The 21,059-nt window shown below is 55.4% G+C and carries 20 protein-coding genes; 12 read left to right on the top strand and 8 right to left on the bottom strand.

Translation table 11 applies throughout. The features are described 5' to 3' along the window. Position 1 precedes the first annotated feature (1 nt). The 4 genes from V8L70_RS09240 to V8L70_RS09255 all read right to left on the bottom strand — a co-directional run bounded on the left by V8L70_RS09240 (position 2) and on the right by V8L70_RS09255 (position 3,920). Complete coding sequence (locus V8L70_RS09240; RefSeq protein ID WP_101146133.1) at positions 2-889, bottom strand: branched-chain amino acid ABC transporter permease; 888 nt, start codon at positions 887-889, stop codon at positions 2-4. Between the two features lie 90 nt (positions 890-979). Then, positions 980-2,203, bottom strand: a complete 1,224-nt coding sequence (locus V8L70_RS09245) for an ABC transporter substrate-binding protein (RefSeq protein WP_101146134.1) — start codon at positions 2,201-2,203, stop codon at positions 980-982. A gap of 170 nt (positions 2,204-2,373) precedes the next feature. After that, complete coding sequence (locus V8L70_RS09250) at positions 2,374-3,117, bottom strand: ABC transporter ATP-binding protein (protein WP_008956734.1); 744 nt, start codon at positions 3,115-3,117, stop codon at positions 2,374-2,376. Continuing rightward, positions 3,114-3,920 (bottom strand): ABC transporter ATP-binding protein, encoded by an 807-nt coding sequence (locus V8L70_RS09255; RefSeq protein WP_101146135.1) that lies wholly within the window; start codon positions 3,918-3,920, stop codon positions 3,114-3,116. The genes V8L70_RS09250 and V8L70_RS09255 overlap by 4 nt, the downstream gene beginning before the upstream one ends. A gap of 351 nt (positions 3,921-4,271) precedes the next feature. Here V8L70_RS09255 and V8L70_RS09260 point away from each other — a divergent pair, with 351 nt between their 5' ends. The 9 genes from V8L70_RS09260 to V8L70_RS09300 all read left to right on the top strand — a co-directional run bounded on the left by V8L70_RS09260 (position 4,272) and on the right by V8L70_RS09300 (position 14,667). Further along, positions 4,272-4,739 carry a MerR family transcriptional regulator gene (locus tag V8L70_RS09260; RefSeq protein ID WP_008956736.1) on the top strand — a complete coding sequence of 156 codons (468 nt, stop codon included), beginning with the start codon at positions 4,272-4,274 and terminating at the stop codon, positions 4,737-4,739. Between the two features lie 87 nt (positions 4,740-4,826). After that, the gene (locus V8L70_RS09265; protein ID WP_101146136.1) at positions 4,827-5,996 is read left to right on the top strand and encodes an isovaleryl-CoA dehydrogenase; all 1,170 of its coding nucleotides are present in this window, start codon (positions 4,827-4,829) and stop codon (positions 5,994-5,996) included. A 10-nt stretch (positions 5,997-6,006) separates the two neighbouring features. Further along, complete coding sequence (locus V8L70_RS09270; RefSeq protein ID WP_336269211.1) at positions 6,007-7,614, top strand: carboxyl transferase domain-containing protein; 1,608 nt, start codon at positions 6,007-6,009, stop codon at positions 7,612-7,614. A gap of 12 nt (positions 7,615-7,626) precedes the next feature. Then, positions 7,627-8,451, top strand: a complete 825-nt coding sequence (locus tag V8L70_RS09275; protein WP_336269212.1) for an enoyl-CoA hydratase/isomerase family protein — start codon at positions 7,627-7,629, stop codon at positions 8,449-8,451. Further along, positions 8,448-10,502 carry an acetyl/propionyl/methylcrotonyl-CoA carboxylase subunit alpha gene (locus tag V8L70_RS09280; RefSeq protein WP_336269213.1) on the top strand — a complete coding sequence of 685 codons (2,055 nt, stop codon included), beginning with the start codon at positions 8,448-8,450 and terminating at the stop codon, positions 10,500-10,502. The genes V8L70_RS09275 and V8L70_RS09280 overlap by 4 nt, the downstream gene beginning before the upstream one ends. A gap of 10 nt (positions 10,503-10,512) precedes the next feature. Then, positions 10,513-11,418, top strand: a complete 906-nt coding sequence (locus tag V8L70_RS09285) for a hydroxymethylglutaryl-CoA lyase (RefSeq protein WP_336269214.1) — start codon at positions 10,513-10,515, stop codon at positions 11,416-11,418. An 89-nt stretch (positions 11,419-11,507) separates the two neighbouring features. Further along, positions 11,508-13,211, top strand: a complete 1,704-nt coding sequence (locus tag V8L70_RS09290; RefSeq protein ID WP_336269215.1) for an AMP-binding protein — start codon at positions 11,508-11,510, stop codon at positions 13,209-13,211. A gap of 6 nt (positions 13,212-13,217) precedes the next feature. Beyond that, complete coding sequence (locus V8L70_RS09295; protein ID WP_336269216.1) at positions 13,218-14,042, top strand: class I SAM-dependent methyltransferase; 825 nt, start codon at positions 13,218-13,220, stop codon at positions 14,040-14,042. A gap of 61 nt (positions 14,043-14,103) precedes the next feature. Beyond that, complete coding sequence (locus V8L70_RS09300) at positions 14,104-14,667, top strand: hypothetical protein (protein ID WP_336269217.1); 564 nt, start codon at positions 14,104-14,106, stop codon at positions 14,665-14,667. Here the strand turns inward: V8L70_RS09300 and V8L70_RS09305 are convergent. Further along, on the bottom strand, positions 14,664-16,556 hold the full coding sequence (locus V8L70_RS09305) for a monovalent cation:proton antiporter-2 (CPA2) family protein (protein WP_336269218.1): 1,893 nt from the start codon (positions 16,554-16,556) through the stop codon (positions 14,664-14,666). The two genes, V8L70_RS09300 and V8L70_RS09305, sit on opposite strands and share 4 nt — an antisense overlap. A 122-nt stretch (positions 16,557-16,678) precedes the next feature. Here V8L70_RS09305 and V8L70_RS09310 point away from each other — a divergent pair, with 122 nt between their 5' ends. From V8L70_RS09310 to V8L70_RS09320, 3 genes are read left to right on the top strand one after another with little or no spacing between them, the layout of a single operon-like run. Further along, complete coding sequence (locus tag V8L70_RS09310; protein WP_336269219.1) at positions 16,679-16,975, top strand: Trp family transcriptional regulator; 297 nt, start codon at positions 16,679-16,681, stop codon at positions 16,973-16,975. After that, positions 16,972-18,390: an anthranilate synthase component I family protein gene (locus V8L70_RS09315; protein ID WP_336269220.1), complete on the top strand. Its 1,419-nt coding sequence runs from the start codon at positions 16,972-16,974 to the stop codon at positions 18,388-18,390. The genes V8L70_RS09310 and V8L70_RS09315 overlap by 4 nt, the downstream gene beginning before the upstream one ends. Next, a complete protein-coding gene (locus tag V8L70_RS09320) occupies positions 18,387-19,067 on the top strand; it encodes an anthranilate synthase component II (RefSeq protein ID WP_336269221.1) in 681 nt (226 codons plus the stop codon). Before V8L70_RS09315 ends, V8L70_RS09320 begins: the two co-directional genes overlap by 4 nt. A 30-nt stretch (positions 19,068-19,097) precedes the next feature. Here V8L70_RS09320 and V8L70_RS09325 read toward each other — a convergent pair whose 3' ends face one another. Genes V8L70_RS09325 through V8L70_RS09335 form a run of 3 tightly spaced genes read right to left on the bottom strand, consistent with a single transcriptional unit; the run spans position 19,098 to position 21,043 of the window. Further along, a complete protein-coding gene (locus V8L70_RS09325; protein WP_336269223.1) occupies positions 19,098-19,373 on the bottom strand; it encodes a DUF1294 domain-containing protein in 276 nt (91 codons plus the stop codon). Positions 19,374-19,399: 26 nt separating this feature from the next. After that, entirely contained in the window at positions 19,400-20,461 is a 1,062-nt protein-coding gene (gene rluF, locus V8L70_RS09330; RefSeq protein ID WP_336269224.1) for a 23S rRNA pseudouridine(2604) synthase RluF, read from the bottom strand. Between the two features lie 36 nt (positions 20,462-20,497). After that, positions 20,498-21,043 carry a DUF924 family protein gene (locus tag V8L70_RS09335; RefSeq protein WP_336269225.1) on the bottom strand — a complete coding sequence of 182 codons (546 nt, stop codon included), beginning with the start codon at positions 21,041-21,043 and terminating at the stop codon, positions 20,498-20,500. Positions 21,044-21,059 lie beyond the last annotated feature (16 nt).

Raw genomic sequence — 21,059 nt, forward strand, 5'->3', positions numbered from 1 at the left:
TCTATGCCTCCTTACCGAACAGCCCAACGGGGCGCAACATGAGCACGAGGATCATGACGAGGAAGATCACCGTATTGGAGGCCTCCGGGTAATACACCTTGGTCAGGCCTTCGATGATGCCCATGGCGAGACCGGTAATAATGGCGCCTAAAATCGAGCCCATGCCGCCGATAACCACCACCGCGAACACGACGATGAGGAGGCTGGAGCCCATGGTAGGTGATACCGGATAGAGCGGTGCAGCCAACACCCCAGCGAATGCGGCCAAGCCCACCCCAAACCCGTAAGTAAGGGTGATCAGCAGCGGAACATTGACGCCAAAGGCCTGCATCAATTGCGAGTTTTCAGTACCCGCACGCAGGTAAGCCCCCAGCCGCGTACGCTCGATCATAAACCAGGTAAACAGACACATTGCCAGCGCAGCGACCAGCACCCAGGCACGATAGGTGGGAAGAAACATAAAACCGAGATTCAAACCACCCTGCAAAATCTCAGGCGTTGCGTAGCGCGCGCCGGAAACGCCGAAGAAGTTGACCAGCGTGCCTTCAAAAATCAGCGCTAACCCAAACGTCAGCAGTAGCCCATAGAGGTGGTCTAGATGGGCAATTCTGCGGAGTAAAAAGCGCTCTAGCAGCACACCAAAGGCGCCGACGACTAAAGGCACCAACAGTAGCGCCAGCCAGTAATTAATGCCTAGATAACGAAAGCCCAACAGCGCGGCGAAAGCCCCCAGCATATATTGTGCCCCGTGGGCGAAGTTGACGATCTTCAACAGGCCGAAGATGACCGCCAGGCCCAGGCTAAGCAGTGCGTAAAAGGCCCCATTCACAAGGCCCAGCGTGAGCTGCCCCATGAAGACGGCCAATGGCACGCCGAATATCATCGTCATAACGCGACTCTCCTCGCCATCAAACAGTTGGCGGCAACTTGCCGCCAACCGGTACTAAACGTTACTTGCGATTACTAGCGAGTCCGAAAATCAGTTCTGCACCAGCTTGCACTGGCTTTCAGACAGCGGGCGGTAGGCTTCTTCGGCGGGAATGGTGCTGAGGATTTCGTAAAGATCCCACTCACCGGTGGATTCTTCTGGCGTTTTCACCTGGGCAAGGTACATATCATGCACCATGCGGCCATCTTCACGAATGCGGCCATTGCGGGCAAAGAAATCGTTGATGGGCTCTTCCGCCATTTTAGCGCGGATGGTTTCAGGGTCGTCGGTGCCAGCGGCTTCCACGGCTTTCAGATAGTGCATGGTGCTGGAGTAGATACCGGCTTGCACCATGGTCGGCATGCGGCCGACTTCATCGAAGTAGCGCTGTGACCATTCGCGAGACTGCTCATCCATATCCCAGTACCAGCCGGTAGTAAGCAGCAGGTTCTGGGTGGCTTCCAGGCCAAGCGCATGAACGTCATTCAAGAAAATCAACAGGCCCGCCAGCTGCTGACCGGATTGAGTCAAACCAAACTGGCTGGCTGTGGTGATCGCGTTGACGGTGTCGGAACCAGCGTTGGCCAAACCAATGATCTTGGCGCCCGAGCCCTGAGCCTGGAGAATATAAGAGGAGAAGTCATTGGTAGGGAACGGATGGCGCACGCCGCCAACAATTTCACCGCCACTCTCTTCCACCACCTTGGTTACGTCGGCTTCAAGTGCATGGCCGAAGGCGTAGTCTGCAGTCAGCATAAACCAGCTGTCACCGCCCTGCTCAACGACCGCTTTGGCGGTACCGTTAGCAAGCGGATAGGTGTCGTACACCCAGTGGATGTGGTTGGGCGTGCAGTGTTCGTTGGTAATGCTAGACGCCGCAGAGCCTGACACGATACCCAGGCCATTGTTCTCTTCCAGCACTTTGGTGACCGCAATCGAGACCGAGGAGGCGACCAGGCCGCCTACCATGTCGACGTTATCCTGATCGATCCAGCCGCGCACAGTATTGGCACCTACGTCGGCGCTGTTACGGTCATCCGCACTGGAAATCACGATGGGGGCACCATTGACGCTGCCACCAAAATCGGCCACCGCCATCTCCATCGCGGTCAGGCCGCCTGGGCCTGCCAAGTCGCGATAGGTGCCGGACATATCGGCTAGGTAGCCAATGCGTACTTCACCGTCGCTCATATCAGCCTGAGCGGTAGACACAGCAAGGCTTGAAGCTGCCGCAACGGCGATGCTGGCAGCCAGCGTTTTTTTCAGAAAGGTCATGTTCGTCTCCTGGCCCGGAGGCCTTTGTTGTTGTGTAGTTATTGACTCGTGGTCGAGTAGTCGTTGAGCTGTCGTGAAAGTGCGTACTGCAAATTACTGATTAATATTGTTGTTTTGTGAGCAGCGAAACTGTTGGCGTAATGAACTTTTAAATGTCTATAAACCGTGTGTTATACCCCCAGCATTGAGTTGAGATGTTCACGACGCGATGGCAACTGTGCAGCGGTGATTTCTTCAATAATCTGACCGTGATCCATCACGAAGTGGCGATCCGCCAAGGGGGCCGCAAAGCGGAAGTTTTGCTCCACCAGCACAATGGTCATGCCGCGCTCCTTGAGTTTCACCAGCACTTCGGCCAGCTTCTGCACGATCACGGGCGCGAGCCCTTCGGTTATTTCATCCAACAGCAACATGCGCGCCCCGGTACGCAGAATGCGCGCCATGGCTAACATCTGCTGCTCGCCACCGGAAAGCCGTGTGCCCTGACTTCTGCGCCGCTCATAAAGGTTGGGGAACATGGCGTAGATTTCATCGAGACTCATGCCGCCCGAGCGCACCGTTGGCGGCAACAAGAGATTTTCATGCACATCTAAACTGGCAAAAATGCCGCGCTCTTCTGGGCAGTAGCCAACCCCTAGCCGCGGAATATGGTGCGGCTTCATGTGCAGCGTTTCATTACCGTTAATCACGATTGAGCCGGTACGCCGCCCCACCATGTTCATGATCGATTTCAGCGTGGTGCTACGCCCCGCGCCGTTGCGGCCCAGCAGCGTTACCAGCTCGCCGCGCTTCACATCAAAATTGACCCCGTGCAGAATATGCGACTCGCCATAAAAGGCGTGTAGATCCTGCACCCGCAACATCTCCAGACTTTGATTGTTTTCAACAGGTGTTTGGGCTTCAGCGATGTTCATACGGCCGCCCCCTCTTTTTCAGAACCATCCTCTTCCGCGGCGTCGCTGCCCATATAGGCTTCACGCACCAGAGGGTTACGGGAGACAGTTTCATAATCTCCCTCGGCCAATACTGCGCCCCGCGCCAGCACGGTAATACGGTCACACAGGCGGCTAACCACACTCAGGTTATGTTCCACCATCAATACCGTACGGCCTTGTGAAACGCGTTTGATCAGCGCCACGATGCGGTCTACATCTTCCGCCCCCATGCCTTGAGTGGGTTCATCGAGCAGCATCATGGTCGGGTCCAGTGCCAGCGTAGTCGCAAGTTCAAGTGCCCGCTTGCGCCCATAGGGCATTTCAACCGTTAGGGTGTCGGCGTATTCCCGCAGTCCTACTTCTTCTAGCAGCTCAAGCGCTCGCTCATTGAGGTGATCCAGCGATTTTTCAGATTTCCAAAAGTGAAACGAGGTACCCAGTTTGCGCTGCAGGGCCACTCGCACATTCTCCAACGCGGTCATATGGGCGAATACCGCAGAAATCTGAAACGAACGCACCAACCCTAACTGAGCTATTTCGTTGGATTTTTTACTGGTGATTGAGTTGCCGCGATACAAAATATCGCCGCGGGTAGGCGGCAGAAATTTGGTCAATAAGTTAAATACGGTGGTTTTACCCGCCCCATTGGGGCCAATCAGTGCGTGAATATGCCCTTCCTGTACCTGGAGATTGACATCGTCCACGGCGGTGAAGCCGCGAAACTCTTTGGTCAGCCCTCGGGTTTCGAGGACAGGTCCCTGAAGGACATCGTTTGCACTCATAGAGTGGCAAGCCTCTTATTGTTGTTGTGCTAATTCTTTACAGGCATGGCAAAAGCGGCTGCTACTGCCTTACCTGAACGTAAGGTGTATGTGCAAACTAGCAACTGTCGGTATAGCAATACAATTACAACTTTGGTCTATCGACGAGATTATCCTGAATTAACAACTGCGTTCAAAAGATAAATATCAGTGACTTACATCATTTCAACGCTTTTAAACTGCTCACAACAATAGCTTTACGTTAACGTAAGCTTGTTTTAGCCTCAGTGGCAGTGTTCCATAGGTGTCATATCTTGGGACTTATTCTTAGGAACTGTCCTTAAGAACAATGCCTTTTGAGAGAACGACATCATGAGCAAAACTTACTCAATCAGTGAACTAGCCAACGAGTTTGATTTAACCACCCGTAGTATTCGCTTCTATGAGGATCAGGAGTTGCTCCACCCTTCTCGGCGTGGGCAAACCAGGGTTTATAGCAGCAAAGACCGTGTACGGCTGAAACTTACCATTCGCGGCAAACGGCTGGGATTTTCATTGGCAGAGATTCGTGAACTGTTCGAGCTTTGGGACGAAACCCGCAGCGGCAGCAAAAAGCAGCTGCATCTAATGCTTAGCAAGATAGGCGAACGCCGTGCGGCGCTAGACCAACAAATGAAAGACATCACCATGGTGCAGCTAGAGCTTGAAAGTGCTGAGATTCGCTGCCGCCAGGCACTCGAAGAACTACTAGAAAAAGAGCCCCAGGAAAAACAGAACGAAGAGGAGCGCACGGGTACGTCCGACAAAGCGTCTGCTCCCTCTTCCGCCACTATGCATTGACGCGTCGCGCGAACTAACGCCAGCTCGACTCGCCGACACAAATAGCTAACACAAGCTAATACAAAAATCTGCAACAGGTGATTGACCATGTTTTCACACTATTCAGAACTTAATTTTGGCCTCGATGACGAGCTGAACATGCTGCGTGAGCAGGTCAACGCCTTTGCGGCCAGCGAGATTGCTCCCCGCGCTGCCGAAATCGACCGCAATAACGAGTTCCCTAATGATCTGTGGAAGAAGTTTGGTGATATGGGTCTGCTCGGCATCACCGTCTCTGAAGAGGATGGCGGTAGCGGTATGGGCTATCTCGCCCACTGTATCGCCATGGAAGAGATCTCACGGGCCAGCGCATCGGTAGCGCTCTCTTACGGCGCCCACTCCAACCTGTGCGTTAACCAGATCAAGATCAACGCCTCCCCCGAACAGAAAGCCAAGTATCTCCCCAAGCTGATCAGCGGCGATCACGTGGGCGCTTTGGCCATGTCGGAACCCGGCGCAGGCTCTGATGTGGTCTCGATGCAACTGCGTGCCAAGCAGAATGGCGATCACTACATCCTTAACGGCAACAAAATGTGGATTACCAACGGTCCGGATGCCGATGTATTGGTGGTATACGCCAAAACCGACCCTGAAGCGGGTTCCAAAGGCATTACCGCCTTTATTATCGAAAAAGGTATGCCCGGTTTCTCTACCGCCCAAAAGCTCGACAAGCTGGGCATGCGCGGTTCCAACACCTGTGAACTGGTCTTCCAGGATTGCGCCGTTCCCGCTGACAATATTCTAGGTGGGGAAGGCAAAGGCGTACGCGTACTCATGAGTGGCCTGGATTACGAGCGCACCGTATTGGCCGCAGGCCCGATTGGCATCATGCAAGCTGCCATGGATGTGGTGATGCCCTATATCCACGAGCGCAAGCAGTTCAACCAGTCGATTGGTGAGTTCCAGCTAGTGCAAGGCAAAGTGGCGGATATGTACACCACCCTGAACGCCTGCCGCGCTTACCTTTATGCCGTAGCGGGAGCCTGTGATCGTGGCAAGACTTCGCGTAAAGACGCCGCTGGAGTGATTCTCTACTGTGCCGAAAAAGCGACTCAAGTGGCACTGGATTCGATTCAACTGCTCGGCGGCAACGGCTATATCAACGAGTACCCCACCGGGCGCCTACTGCGTGACGCCAAGCTGTATGAAATTGGTGCGGGCACCAGCGAGATACGCCGGATGCTGATTGGCCGCGAACTCTTCACCGAAAGTAAGTAAGGGTCCTGTCATGAGCTCCATTTCCACTCAGATCAACCCGCGCAGCGATGTGTTTCAAGCCAACGAAGCCTCAATGCTTGGTGAAGTACATAAATTGCGTGAACTGACCGCCGCCGTTGCCCAAGGTGGTGGTGCCAAAGCCCGCGAGCGCCACGAAAGCCGGGGCAAGCTATTTGTCCGCGACCGCATTGATCACCTGATTGATGAAGGTTCACCGTTTTTAGAGTTTTCCGCTCTGGCGGCCCACAACATATACGATAGCGAGATTCCCGCCGCTGGTGTGGTCACCGGTATTGGCCGTGTTTCCGGCGTCGAGTGTGTCATTGTCGCCAACGATGCCACGGTGAAAGGTGGCACCTACTTCCCGCTCACCGTGAAAAAACATATTCGCGCCCAGGAGATCGCCCGCAAGCATCGACTGCCGTGCATCTATCTGGTCGATTCAGGCGGCGCCTTCCTGCCCCGTCAGGACGAAGTATTCCCTGACCGCGACCACTTCGGGCGTATCTTTTATAACCAGGCGACCATGTCGGCGGAAGGCATCCCGCAAATCGCCGTGGTGATGGGTTCCTGCACCGCGGGCGGCGCCTACGTGCCTGCCATGGCAGACGAATCCATCATCGTTAAAGAGCAGGGCACGATTTTCCTTGGCGGCCCACCACTGGTAAAAGCCGCCACTGGTGAAAGCATCAGCGCTGAAGATCTGGGCGGCGCGGATGTTCACGCCAAGGTCAGCGGCGTCGCTGATCACTACGCGGAAAACGATGCCCATGCGCTGCAGCTTGCCCGCGCCTGCGTATCGCGGCTGAACTGGCAAAAGCGTGGCAAGCTCGCCATGCAGGCACCTAAACCACCCAAACTCGATCCTTCCGAGCTGTATGGCATTGTCGGCACCGATCTTAAAAAGCCCTACGATGTGCGCGAAGTGATTGGGCGTATCGTCGACGACTCCGACTTTGACGAATTTAAGCGCTACTACGGCGAAACCCTGGTCACTGGCTTTGCGCATATTCACGGCTACCCGGTAGGCATCGTGGCCAATAACGGCGTGCTGTTTTCAGAAAGTGCGGTGAAAGGCGCGCACTTTATCGAGCTATGCGCCCAGCGCAAGATCCCGCTGATCTTCCTCCAGAACATTACCGGCTTTATGGTCGGCTCCAAGTACGAACACGAAGGTATTGCCAAGCACGGTGCCAAGCTGGTGACAGCAGTGGCCTGCGCCAAGGTGCCTAAGTACACCGTACTGATTGGCGGCAGCTTCGGCGCCGGTAACTACGGTATGTGTGGCCGTGCTTATGATCCTAACCTGCTGTTTATGTGGCCCAACGCACGCATATCCGTCATGGGTGGCGAACAGGCAGCGGGCGTACTGGCCCAGGTTAAGCGCGAGCAGCATGAGCGCGAAGGCCGCGAATGGAGCAAAGAGGAAGAAGAAAACTTCAAGCAGCCCACCCGCGAGCAGTACGAGCATCAAGGCCATCCCTATTACGCCAGCGCCCGCTTGTGGGACGACGGCGTGATCGATCCGCTGCAAACCCGCGATGTGCTGGGGCTCTCTTTAGCGGCTGCGATGAATGCCGAAATCGAAGAGACACGCTTCGGCGTGTTCCGGATGTAAGGGGCAATCACCATGGCTTACTCAACACTGATTATCGAAGACGGCGTGGCCCGCCTGACCTTAAACCGTCCCGAGGTACATAACGCCTTTGACGACAGCCTGATCGCTGAATTGAACTCGCATCTTGACCAGCTACACACCCTTGCGGAAGCGGGTGATGTGCGCGTCGTGGTGCTGGGCTCCGAAGGCAAAAGCTTCTCTGCGGGTGCCGATCTAAACTGGATGAAGCGCATGGTCGGCTACGACCTTGACGATAACCTCGCCGATTCCCGCAAGCTGGCAGCACTTATGCATAGCCTCGATACACTGCCCTGCCCCACGGTTTGCCGCATTCAAGGCGCCGCCTTTGGTGGTGCGGTGGGTCTGGCCGCCTGCTGCGATGTGGTGATCGCCTCGGACAAAGCCAAGTTCTGCCTATCAGAAGTCAAAATTGGCCTATCGCCCGCAGTCATCAGCCCCTATGTCCAGCGTGCCCTGGGCGAGCGACAGATGCGCCGCTATGCACTAACCGCAGAAGTGATGGACGCCCCAACGGCGCTCGCTCTCGGTTTAGCGCATCAGGTGGTAGAACACGATGCGTTAGACAGCACAGTTGACGCCATGCTGACGACGCTATTGGCAGGCTCGCCCCAGGCCCAGCGCGCCACCAAAGCGCTGATGGCCGCGGTTGCTCAAGCGCCTGACAGTGACGATACCCGCGAGCATACCTGCCAGGTGATCGCCAAGCTGCGGGTAAGCCAAGAAGGGCAAGAGGGTTTATCCAGTTTCTTTGAAAAACGCCGCCCCGTCTGGGCCGATTCTAATAACACACCCTACGCTTCGGAGCGTCGTTCATGAAAAAACACGAAAAAGCCGCTCGCACGACGCCTTTTGATACCTTACTGGTCGCCAACCGCGGCGAAATCGCCTGCCGCGTGATGCGCACTGCCCGCCGTATGGGTCTGAAAACCGTTGCGGTATATTCCGATGCCGATGCCAGCGCCCGCCATGTGCGCGAAGCCGACGAGGCCGTGCGCTTAGGCCCTGCCGCCGCGCGGGAAAGCTATCTCAATATCGATGCAGTAATCGAAGCTGCCAAGCGTACCGGCACCGGCGCTATTCATCCCGGCTACGGTTTTCTTTCCGAAAACGGTACCTTCGTCAAAACCCTTGAAGAAGCGGGCATTACCTTTGTTGGCCCGCCCGCCTCGGCGATTGCCGCCATGGGCGATAAATCCGCCGCCAAAGCACGGATGGCCAATGCGGGCGTGCCACTAGTGCCCGGCTACCATGGTGATAACCAGGATGACGCCCTGCTGCGCAGTGAGGCCGACAAGATCGGCTACCCCGTCATGCTCAAAGCCAGCGCGGGCGGCGGTGGTAAAGGGATGCGTGTAGTGGAAAGCGGTGATGGTTTTCAGGCCGCGTTAGACGGCTGCCGCCGTGAGTCAAAAGCCGCCTTCGGCGATGACCGCATGCTAATCGAGAAATACCTGGTGCAGCCGCGCCATGTAGAAGTCCAGGTATTCTGCGACCGCCACGGCAACGGCGTTTACCTGTTCGAGCGGGATTGCAGCGTTCAGCGCCGCCATCAAAAGGTGATCGAAGAAGCCCCCGCCCCCGGCATGACAGCAGAGCTGCGCAGCGCCATGGGCGACGCTGCAGTGCGCGCCGCTCAAGAGATCGGCTATGTGGGCGCAGGTACCGTCGAGTTTTTGCTAGACATTGATGGCTCGTTCTACTTTATGGAGATGAACACCCGTCTTCAGGTCGAGCATCCCGTCACTGAGATGATCACCGGTCAGGATTTGGTCGAGTGGCAGTTGCGTGTGGCCATGGGCGAACCGCTGCCTTGCACCCAGGATGAGCTGACGATTACCGGCCATAGCTTTGAAGCACGTATTTACGCCGAAGACCCGGAACAGGATTTCCTGCCCGCTACCGGCTTGCTCACTCGCTTTGCGCTGGATTTAGAAGGGGCTGGACTGAGCGATGATCAGGTGCGTTTAGATAGCGGTGTAGAGAGCGGGGACGCGGTGTCGATGCACTACGACCCCATGCTCGCCAAGCTAATCGTTCATGGTGCCGACCGCGATGCAGCGCTGGCAACGCTTAACCGCGCCTTAGCGGCACTGGACGTACAAGGCGTAGTGACTAACCGTGCCTTCTTAATGCGCCTGGCAACGCATCCTGGCTTTAAGAACGTGGAGCTGGACACACGCTTTATCGAGCGCAATGAAGCGACGCTGTTTGCACCGCGCACTTACAGCACAGAAGCCTACGCCAGCGCGACGCTGATTGGCCTGAATCAACTTGCTCAAGAGTGCGAAAGCGACTCGCCCTGGGATCGCCACGACGGCTTCCGCTTGAATGCGCCACACACCATTCGCATTGCGCTGTGTGACCCTACGAATGTTCAAGCCGCTGACAGCGATGACGCGGTAGTGATCGTCGAAGGTAAACGCAACGCGGGCGAATCACTTTGGAACCTCAGCATCGGCGATAAAACGCTAACCGCGAGCCTGCAGCCGCTCACCGGCGACGCGGTTGCCGTTACCTTGAATGGCCACCGCCGCCGCTTGCAGGCGCGCCGCGATGGTCATGTGGTCGTGATGGCCGATCCCAGCGGTGAAACCCGTTTGTTTTGGCGGCGCATTGATGCCATTGATCATGGCCACCACGAAGCGGAATCTACTCTCACTGCCCCCATGAATGGCACGGTGGTGGCTCTACTCGTGGAGCCCGGCGTTAATGTTGAGAAAGGCATGCCGCTGATGGTAATGGAAGCGATGAAAATGGAGCACACCATGACCGCCCCGGCTGACGGTAGTGTGGAAACCTTCCATTTCCAGGTGGGCGAGACGGTCAGCCAGGGCGCTATCCTTCTCGACTTTGCCCCCAGCGAATAGGAGCTCATTCATGGCACTGCCTACGTCCGTCAAGTTATTTGAAATGGCCCCTCGGGACGGCCTTCAAAACGAGCCGGGGGCGATGGTACCCACCGCAACCAAGATCGCCCTGATCGAGCGGCTAGCCAATGCGGGGATAACCCATATTGAAGCCGCCAGCTTCGTATCACCCAAATGGGTGCCGCAAATGGGTGATGCCGTTGAGGTCATGGCCGGGATTCAGCGTCAGCCAGGCGTGGTGTACTCCGCGCTAACGCCCAATTTAAAAGGGCTTGAAAACGCCCTAACCGTGGGCGTTGAAGAGATCGCGGTATTTGGCGCGGCATCAGAAGCCTTCTCGCAAAAGAACATCAACTGCTCGATTGCCGAGTCGCTGACACGGTTTGAGCCTGTGTTAGAGCGCGCCCGTGAGGCTGGCGTGCGCGTGCGGGGCTATGTTTCCTGTGTCTTGGGCTGCCCTTACGAAGGCGAGATCGCCCCCGACAAAGTGGCTGAGGTGGCCAAAGCACTTTATGAGATGGGCTGCTACGAGGTGTCGCTAGGTGACACGATTGGCGTCGGTACGCCGCTGGCTGCTAAACGGATGATTGAGGCGACGAGCCAACAAGTGCCCATTGAGTTTCTGGCCGCTCACTTTCACGACACCTACGGCATGGCGCTGGCGAACCTTTACGCGGTGATGGAAGAAGGCGTCAGTATTATTGACGCCGCCACCGCTGGTCTCGGCGGCTGCCCCTATGCCAAGGGCGCTTCCGGCAATGTGGCCACCGAAGACGTGCTCTATCTGCTTAAAGGGCTGGGAATCAAGACAGGCATCGACCTGCAGGCCGTCATCGATACCGGTTATTGGATTACTCAGGAGCTAGGCCGCAAGCCCAGTTCCAAAGTAGCTCTAGCACTGGGCGCTAGCCGATAAAATGCGTCATCAATAATAAGAAAGAAGCCAAGTAGCTCAACCTTCTCTGCCATCATGTTCAGACAAGAAAAATATCGGAGAGACCTGAAATGTCTTCACACGCACTGACTCTACCCAGCTACACCAGCAGCATGGCGGACAAGCCCCTTCTGGGCATGACCATTGGCGACAAATTCGATCAAATTGCCACCCTACATGCCGATAACGATGCGCTGATCGTGCTACACCAGAATATTCACTGGAGCTACCGCCAGCTTCAGGAAGAGGTCAATCGCTGCGCCCGCGCCCTGCTCTCCATCGGCGTCAATAAAGGTGACCGGGTGGCCATTTGGGCACCTAACTGCAGCGAATGGACGTTAACACAGTTTGCCACCGCCAAAATTGGCGCCATTCTGGTCAACATCAATCCCTCTTACCGCACCCATGAGCTGGAGTACGCGCTGAACCAATCCGGCGCGCGTTTTCTGGTCACCGCCAACAGTTTCAAAAGCTCCGACTACAGCGCCATGCTGTATGAATTAGCGCCAGAACTTAACGCGTGCACTGAAGGCCAACTCAAGTCGCAAAAACTGCCTGACCTTGAGTGCATTATTAATTTAAGCAGCGAAAAACTGAGCGGTATGTGGCGCTGGTCTGACCTGATGAACGAAGGCACCAAGGTTAGCCAAACCGACGTTGATGACTTGCAAGCAACGCTGCAATTTGATGACGCCATTAATATTCAGTACACCTCCGGAACCACAGGCTTCCCTAAAGGCGCGACCCTTTCTCACCACAATATTCTCAATAACGGTTTTTTCGTGGCGGAAAGCATGGGCTTCACCAGTGAAGATCGCTTGGTGATCCCGGTACCGCTGTACCACTGCTTTGGTATGGTCATGGGGAACCTGGGCTGTATGACCCACGGCGCCACCATGATCTACCCAGATGAAGGCTTTGATCCCGGTAAGGTGCTCAAGGCAGTGCACGAGCAAAAAGCTACCGCGCTTTACGGTGTGCCAACCATGTTTATCGCTGAGCTTGATCACCCGGATTTCCCTGGCACCGATCTCTCGTCGCTACGCACCGGGATCATGGCGGGATCGATCTGCCCCGCTGAAATCATGAAGCAGGTGATCAGCAAAATGAACATGAAGGGCGTGCAAATCGCCTACGGCATGACCGAAACCAGCCCGGTATCTACCCAGACCGGCGCCAACGACAGCATTGAAAAGCGCGTTTCTACCGTGGGCCGCACTCAGCCCCACCTGGAAAATAAAATCGTCGACCCCGGCAATGGCGGTATTTTGCCCAGGGGTGAAATCGGTGAGCTGTGCACCCGCGGGTACAGCGTGATGCTGAAGTACTGGAACAACGACAAAGCCACCGCTGAAGCCATCGATGAATCGGGCTGGATGCACACCGGCGACCTGGCCACCATGGATGAAGAGGGTTATATCCAGATCGTGGGCCGCATTAAAGATATGGTCATCCGCGGCGGCGAGAACGTTTATCCCAAAGAGATCGAGGAATTTCTGTACGCCCACCCGGCGATTTCAGAAGTCCAGGTCACCGGCGTGCCCGACAAAAAGTACGGTGAAGAGCTGATTGCTTGGGTGAAACTCAACAGTACCGCGGGCGAAGTCACCGGTGAAGAGCTGCGCGAGTACTGCAAAGGCAAAATCACCCACTTCAAAATTCCGCGCTACTTCAAGTTTGTTGATGAATTCCCCATGACCGTCACCGGTAAGATTCAGAAATTCAAAATGCGCGAGATTTCGATTCAGGAGCTAGGCCTGGATCAAGAGCCGTAACTGGCCATGCCTACCTCCCATCCGTTGGCAGACCATTATCAGCGCGGCCTACGCGCTGATAATGTGTTGGCGCAGATTGACGCCCACTACCCCGACGGCCCAACGCTTTACCAACTGGCGCCGCTGGATCAACTGCATATCGGCGGCGTAGCGGCTTCCACACGACTGCTTGAACGGCTCAATCCAGCCACTCATGGCAAAGTGCTTGATATTGGCGCGGGGCTAGGTGGATTGATGCGCCAAGGCGCGGCGCTAGGGTTTCAAATGACCGGGCTGGATATTACTCATGGGTTTAGTGCATTAAACAGAGCGCTGAGCTCACGTGTTAAGCAACCTAACGCACCACCTCTTGCCTGGGTCACCGGCAATGCCAATGCCCTGCCGTTTGCGGATAACAGTTTTGATGCCGTGCTGTTCCAACACAGCCTGATGAATATGCCTGACGCAGCCAGGGTAATCGCAGAAAGCCGACGGGTTCTGCGCCCAGGCGGGCAGCTAGTCATGCACGAGGTTGTCAGCGGCCCCCACGTGGCACAGCTTCACTACCCAGTGCCATGGGCGGCTTCTCCTGAGCACTCGCACCTACTGACCTTAACGTCATTAACCCATTTGCTCGAAACGGGCGGCTTTGTGCTTGAACATGTTGAAGATTGGAGCGAAATAGCCTTGGAGTGGCGCCAACGTCAGCGCCAAAAAGAGCAGACGCCACGCCAAGCGGTGCTCTCCCCCAAGTGGGTGTTCGGCGAGCGCTTTACCACCATGGGAAAAAATTTAGTCGATAACCTAGCCAACGGCGCAATTAAAGTGGTGGAAATCCAAGTCAGTTGCTAACCTGATTAGGAATAGCTTTTCTTTCTCTACCCATACGTATACGACAATAGGTGTACGAGAAATGCCAATGAAACGCTTGGCAATCACTCTGCTGTGCTGTGCTGTTCCCTGGTTTAGCAGCTACGCCGATGATGAGCCGCCGGTGATGGCTTATACCGCCCCCGATAGCGAACTCATGCAGCTTGAAAACGGCGTTATCCTGGAAGGTAGCGACCTGCAAAGCCTGGACAACTACTCCAGCGGCTTTCGCGTAACAGCGGGATTCAGTCCCTGGCGGCTTCCTCAACTGGATATTGGCGCGGAAATCGCCTACAGGGAAAGCGAAGAAATCTCCACCTCGTCCAGTGTCAATCCGCTGATTATGGATACCTTAAGTTTAGGCGGCGCCATTGTCGCCGGTGTTCGCATGGGCGCCTTTAGCTTCTATGCGAAGTCCGGCATCACCGAATGGCGCGGTGAAAGCGATGTAGAAGGTGCCGATGAAAGTGGCACCGCGATGCTGCAAGGCTTCGGTGCCACCGTAACGGTCAATCGGCTTGTTAGCCGACTGGAATACGAACGTATCAACTCCCCCACCCTTGAACACCTCACTATGCTAAGCGCCTCGTTGCACCTGCCGTTTTAAACGTTATCACGGTGCTGGTCGGGAGGCGTCCAGATCGGCACGTCTTCGCGCTGGGGCTCTTGCCACTCTTGTTGCATTGCACTGTTCAGCGCTTCTTCCAGCTTCATAAACAGCTCGCCGTAGCGGGGGCTGAAGCTAATACTCCCCTCGATCTCCTTCCAAGCTTCAAACAGCTCGTCCTCATGGGCATCCTCATTTTGCACAAACGCCCAGGTCATTTGCTTGGCCCGCATGGGATGGACACCCATCGCCGTTAGCGCGTGGCCGCCCAGTTCCAGAGCGGAATGATAGGTTTCACTGACAACGTCATCAGCCCCTGCATCACGCAGTTGGTAGCCATGGCCACGGTCAAAGGCGCGGGCTAGCACCCAGACATGGGGATAGTACTGTTTTACGTGTTTAACCATGTGTACAGCGCGGTCGCGGTCGTCCAAGGCAATAACGATTAATCTAGCATGCTCGATACCAGCGGTTTCAAGCAAATCGGAGCGGCTGGCGTCGCCAAAGTAGCTTTTGATGTTAATTTTGCGCAGGTTTTCAATCTGTTCGATCTCATGGTCCAGCGCCACAATGGGAATACTATTGGCGCGCAGCAGACGACAAATAATTTGTCCAAACCGCCCTACGCCCGCAACGATCACCGGGGCCTGCTCTTCGATTGCGTCAGCTTCCCGACCGTCATTCTTGGCACTGCGGTAGCGCGGCAGAACCAACCGGTCGTAAGCAATAAACAGTAGCGGTGTCAAAAACATTGAGAGCGCCACCACTAGAGAGAGAATCTGGGAGATGTCGGTTGGAATGACACTGTTCTGTACGCTATAGGTCAGCAGCACAAAACCAAATTCACCCGCCTGGGCAAGGCTCAGGGTGAATAGCCAGCCATTGCTGCCACGCACCCGAAACAACAGTGCTAAACCAAGCAGAATCATGCCTTTTACCACGATCACGGCCAAGCCTAACGAGAGAACCGTGCCCCACTCCGCCGCCAGCACCGAGAAATTAATACCTGCCCCCACGGTAATAAAGAACAACCCCAACAGCAGTCCTTTAAAGGGCTCAATATTAGCTTCCAACTCGTGCTTGAATTCACTGTTGGCAAGTACCACCCCGGCCAGGAACGCGCCGAGGGCGGGCGATAAATTAACCAAACTCATTAGCGCGGCAATGCCGATGACCAGCATCAGGGCCGTGGCGGTAAATACTTCGCGCAGGCCAGAACTAATCACATAGCGAAACAGCAGGGGCACTAAATAGTAGCCTGCCGCTATCACGCTCGCGATGGCCGCCACGACCACCAAGGCATGTGCCCAGCCTGGCAAGTGTGCGACCAGGCTTAAGCTGGCATGGCTATCATCGCTGACGTCGCCCATTAGCTCGGGAAGTGCTAGCAACGGAATTAGCGCCAGCATGGGAATAACGGCAATATCCTGGAACAGCAGCACCGAAAAGGCGCTGCGGCCCCCTTCGGTTTTGGCAAGCCCCTTCTCGTTCAACGTTTGCAGCACAATCGCCGTGGAAGAGAGCGCAAAAATGAGCCCCACCGCCAGGGCAGTTTGCATCACTAGCCCTAGCCACAAAGCAATAGCGGTGCCTGCAGCAGCGGTTAGCACTACCTGAAGCCCCCCTAGTCCCAGCAGTCGCACGCGCATCGCCCATAACCCTTTCGGGTCGAGCTCCATGCCGACCAAAAACAGCATCATCACCACGCCAAATTCGGCAAAATGCTGAATGGTGGTGGTTTCCTGGCCCACCAGCCCCAGGATCGGGCCAATCACTACCCCGGCGACCAAATAACCCAGCACTGAGCCCAGCCCAAACCGTTTGGCAAGGGGAACCGCAATTACCGCGGCGACAAGATAAATAAAGGCTTGAATAAAATAGCCGGTCATCGTGTTTCCTCAAAATAGAACGAGCTGCTTGACTTCCCTGAGCAATAATGTAGCGTACTAGTACGCTAGTGCGTTACTTATTAACCGATGGCATTCTTCGATGGTTTCACAACTTACACATCATGACGACAAACGATCACTACCAGGCTGAGCTTATTCGCCACTTGCTCGCCATAGACTCACCCGAGGCAATGGACGCAGCACTGGCCGACCTGCTGACTCCCGCAGAGTATCAAGAAATCAGTAAACGCCTACAGATTTTTAAGTTGCTGCGTGAAGGAGTGCCGCACCGCAAAATTGCCGAAACCCTAGGGGTGGGTATCGCCACGGTTTCCCGCGGCTCGCGCGCGTTGGCCACCTTACACGCCTCCACATCGCTACCCTCATCACAAGCTTCTTCACGGAATGATGCACCATGACCATTGCCAATACGCATGCCTCGGGCCCACAGCCGTTTACGCTGCCACGCAAACCTCACTACGTGACGCTGGCGGCGGACTGCGACTTCTTTGCCCTGTTTCAAAAAATCGAGCGGCAGTTTGATACCTGCTACATGCTGGAGTCGCTTGGCGAAGATAGCCATATTGCACGCCATTCGATCATCGGCTTTGACCCCGAATACACGCTGTATGCCAATGGCAACACGCTAACTATCGAAGACCGTGACGGCAATGCAAACGAGTACCCAAGCGATAACCCTTATGAACTACTGCGTAGCCTGATCCCCCAAAATATTATTTCGCGTAAGTACGCGGGTGGCTTAAGCGGCTACCTCGGTTACGATGCCATGCAGTACTTCGAGCCCTCGCTGACCCTAAAAGCCAGCGACGATTTCGATACCTTTCGCTTTGGGCTCTACAAAGATGGCCTGATCCTCGACAAGATGACCGGGGAGGTTACCTACTTCTATTACGACAATAGCCGTTACGAGTTTCTGCAGACGCTGATCGACGCCGACGAAAAACCCGCAGGCCCACTGCACATCACCGCGCTGGGCGACACAATGAGCAAAGCCGAGCACGCCGAGGCGGTTGCTAAGGTGAAGCAGGACATCATCAACGGCAAGGTGTTTCAGTGCGAGGTCGGCTTTAAAAAGCGCTTTCGAATTGAGGGCGATACGCTGGCCCTTTATGATCAGTTGCGCACCATCAATCCGTCGCCCCAGATGTACTATGTCAAATTCGGCGAGCAGAAGCTGATCGGCGCAAGCCCAGAGCTGCTGTTCCGCCTGCGCCAGGGTGAGATGGAAACCTTCCCACTGGCAGGCACCACCCTCCGCGGCCAAACGCCCCAGGAAGACACCCAGCTAGCCCGGGCGCTGCTCAACGACCCCAAGGAGATCGCCGAGCACAATATGATTGTGGATCTGCACCGCAACGATATTGGCCGGGTGGCCCAGTTTGGCACGGTAAAAGTGCGCAGCCTGATGGATATCAAGCGCTTTAGCCACGTACAGCATATCTCCAGCGAAATTGTCGGGATTATTGCCGAAGGCGAAGACATGTTTACGGCGCTGGCGAGTAACTTCCCGGCGGGCACGCTCACCGGCGCGCCCAAGATTGAGGCGATGAAGATTATCGATGATCTGGAAACCGACGGTCGCGGTCCCTATGGCGGTGCGGTGGGCCAGTTCTCGTTTAACGGCGACTGCACCTTTGCCATCCCCATTCGCACGGTGTTTGTGAACGGCGAGCGCGCCTACGTACAAACCTGCGGCGGCAACGTATTCGATAGCAACGCCGAGGATGAATACGAAGAAATTCGCCGCAAGTTCGCTGGCACTCGCAAGGCCCTGGCCCCTTTTATGAGCACGGATATGGAGAGCCCCGCATGAAGGTGCTGATCATCGATAACTACGACTCCTTCACCTATAACCTTTACCAGTTTATTGGTGAAATCTTAACCACGGAGAAGAATCGCGGCGGGTTGCCTCATTTTGAGATCATCGTTAAACGCAACGACCAGATCGATTACCACGCCATTGAGGCGCTGGCGCCGGATCGCATCATTATTTCCCCCGGCCCCGGCTCGCCGGATGACCCACGCTACTTTGGTGTGTGCGCCGAGGTAATAGAAAAACTGGGTAAGACCACCCCGCTGCTGGGGGTTTGTCTGGGCATGCAGGGCATCGTGCATGTGTTCGGCGGCAAGGTGGTTAAAGCACCGCTACCCATGCACGGCAAGATCAGCCCAATCAACCACGACAATCGCTCGGTGTTTAACGGCGTGCCCGACCAGCTTGAAGTAATGCGCTATCACTCATTGATTGCCGATGCGACCACCCTGCCCGAGTGCCTGGAAGTAACCGCCACCGTGGGTGCCCTGAAAGCGGATAATTTTGAGCAGCGCAGCCGCTGGCAGGCAATGGGTGAATTCGAGCTTATGGGCGTTAAACACCGGGAGTACCCGATTCACGGCATTCAATTTCACCCCGAATCATTCGCGACCGAAGGCGGTAAGGAGTTGATAGCCAACTTTCTTTTCGCGCCCAACGATCAAGCCAGAGCGTAGGCACGCAGCATAGGGTGGCTAAACGGGTGGCTAAATGAGACTCAATGAAACAGTTAGCCACCCCGCACAGGCCAGATTTACAATAACCGTCAGCCAGAACGTAACCTGGAAGGCGGTTTTCTGGGTTTTATGCCGCAGCCGCTGCTGAGCCAGGAAAGCACCTGGCCAGCCACCCATTACTCCAAGCAGATGTAGCGTTTTCTCGCTCACTCGACGGCGGTTATTGATAGCCGCTTTTTTGTCGATGGCATAGGTAATGTAAGCGAGCATACTAATCACAGCATAAAAAGCGACGATTGGGATCACAGTAAGGACTCTTGAAGGAGAAGGAGCTACTTGCGTCGCTGAGAAGGCTTGCCCACCACCGCTGGTTTACCGCGACCTTTGCCAACGGGCTTACCTCTAGCACTAGGCTTGCTTTTAACACTGGGCTTGCCGGGCGCTTTACCCTTGGGGAGAGGTTTACCAGCACTGCCTTTCGGGCCGGTGCTTACTTTTCCACTAGCGGCCTTTTTACCTTTGGGAAGTGGTTTAGGTTTAGCCCCGGTGGCTTTGGCGCCCGCTTTGGCCGGTATCGGGCGCCCTTTGTTGGCAGCGGGCGGCTTTGCCTTGCCAGCGCCTGAGCTGTAGTTGGGCCTTTCAGGCTTAGCTTTACTCTTCTTCTCTGGCACGGCTTCTGATTTTTCAGTCAGCGCGATAATGGTGTCAATCTCTTTAGGGGTGAGATCGCGCCAATCCCCCAGGGCTAATCCTTTAAGGGGCACATTCATAATGCGCGTGCGAATAAGCTGGGTAACTTCATAGCCGAAGTATTCGCACATACGGCGAATTTGCCGATTGAGTCCCTGCACCAAGGTAATAGTGAACACAAAGGTGGACTCTTTTTGCACTTTGCAGCGCTTGGTCACCTTGCCAAGAATCGGCACACCGCCCTGCATGCCCTCGATAAACTCGTCGGTGATCGGCTTATTCACCGTCACCTGATACTCTTTTTCGTGGTTGTTATTGGCACGCAGAATCTTATTAACCAAATCACCGTTATTGGTTAAAAAAATCAGCCCCTGGGAGTCTTTATCGAGCCGGCCGATGGGAAAAATGCGCGTGCCGTGTTTTACAAACTCAACGATATTGTCCTTTTCGCTGGACTCGGTGGTGCTAACGATGCCCACCGGCTTGTTCAGCGCAATAAGAACCAGATCTTCCTCTTCCTGTGGCTCGATCTCCTGGCCATTGACCTTGACCAGATCCCCCGCTACCACCTGGTCGCCGGTAGTGGCGCGGCGACCGTTAATCCACACGTTGCCCTGCTCCACAAAGCGGTCAGCCTCACGGCGAGAGCACATTCCACTTTCACTAATGTATTTATTGATACGGGTAGATTTTCGTAACGACATAAAACGCCATGTGGCTAAAAGGAGTGAACAAAAAAGTTAAAAAGAGGAGCCGGGCTGCTTTAGAAAAGCCAGCTCCTCGTCGGTAGAGGCCCGCCCCAACAGTGCATTGCGGTGCGGGTAACGCCCGAAGCGATCAATGATCGCCTTGTGACGCACTTCAAAGTCGTAGTTATTCACTAACCCCGGCTGTTCGAACAGTTGTATTGCCACTTCATGAATGGCGGCAGACTCGCTATGCATATAGGGCATATACAAAAATGCCCGCTGCTGGCTGGATAGCTCGGCGTCTGCCCCCGCTGCCACCGCCTCCTGAGCCAGCGCTAGCGCCAAGGTATCGGTGGCAAAGGCACGGGCATCATCGCGGTAGATATTGCGCGAGAACTGATCCAGCACAATGATTTCCGCCAGCCGCCCTTCAGCCGTTTTCCGCCATGGGTAGCACTCGCACCGGGCGGCCTGGGCGTGCAGTTCGCCAAAGCTCGCCAGGATCTTGCGATCCATCTCAAGGTCTTTTTTAAACCACTGAGCAGGCGTCAACGCGTCAAACCAAAAGTCGAGTACCGCTTGAGCATCTGAAGACATTGACACCTCTTTGTCG

It is taken from the genome of Vreelandella arctica (genome assembly GCF_037070215.1).
Taxonomy (GTDB): domain Bacteria; phylum Pseudomonadota; class Gammaproteobacteria; order Pseudomonadales; family Halomonadaceae; genus Vreelandella; species Vreelandella arctica.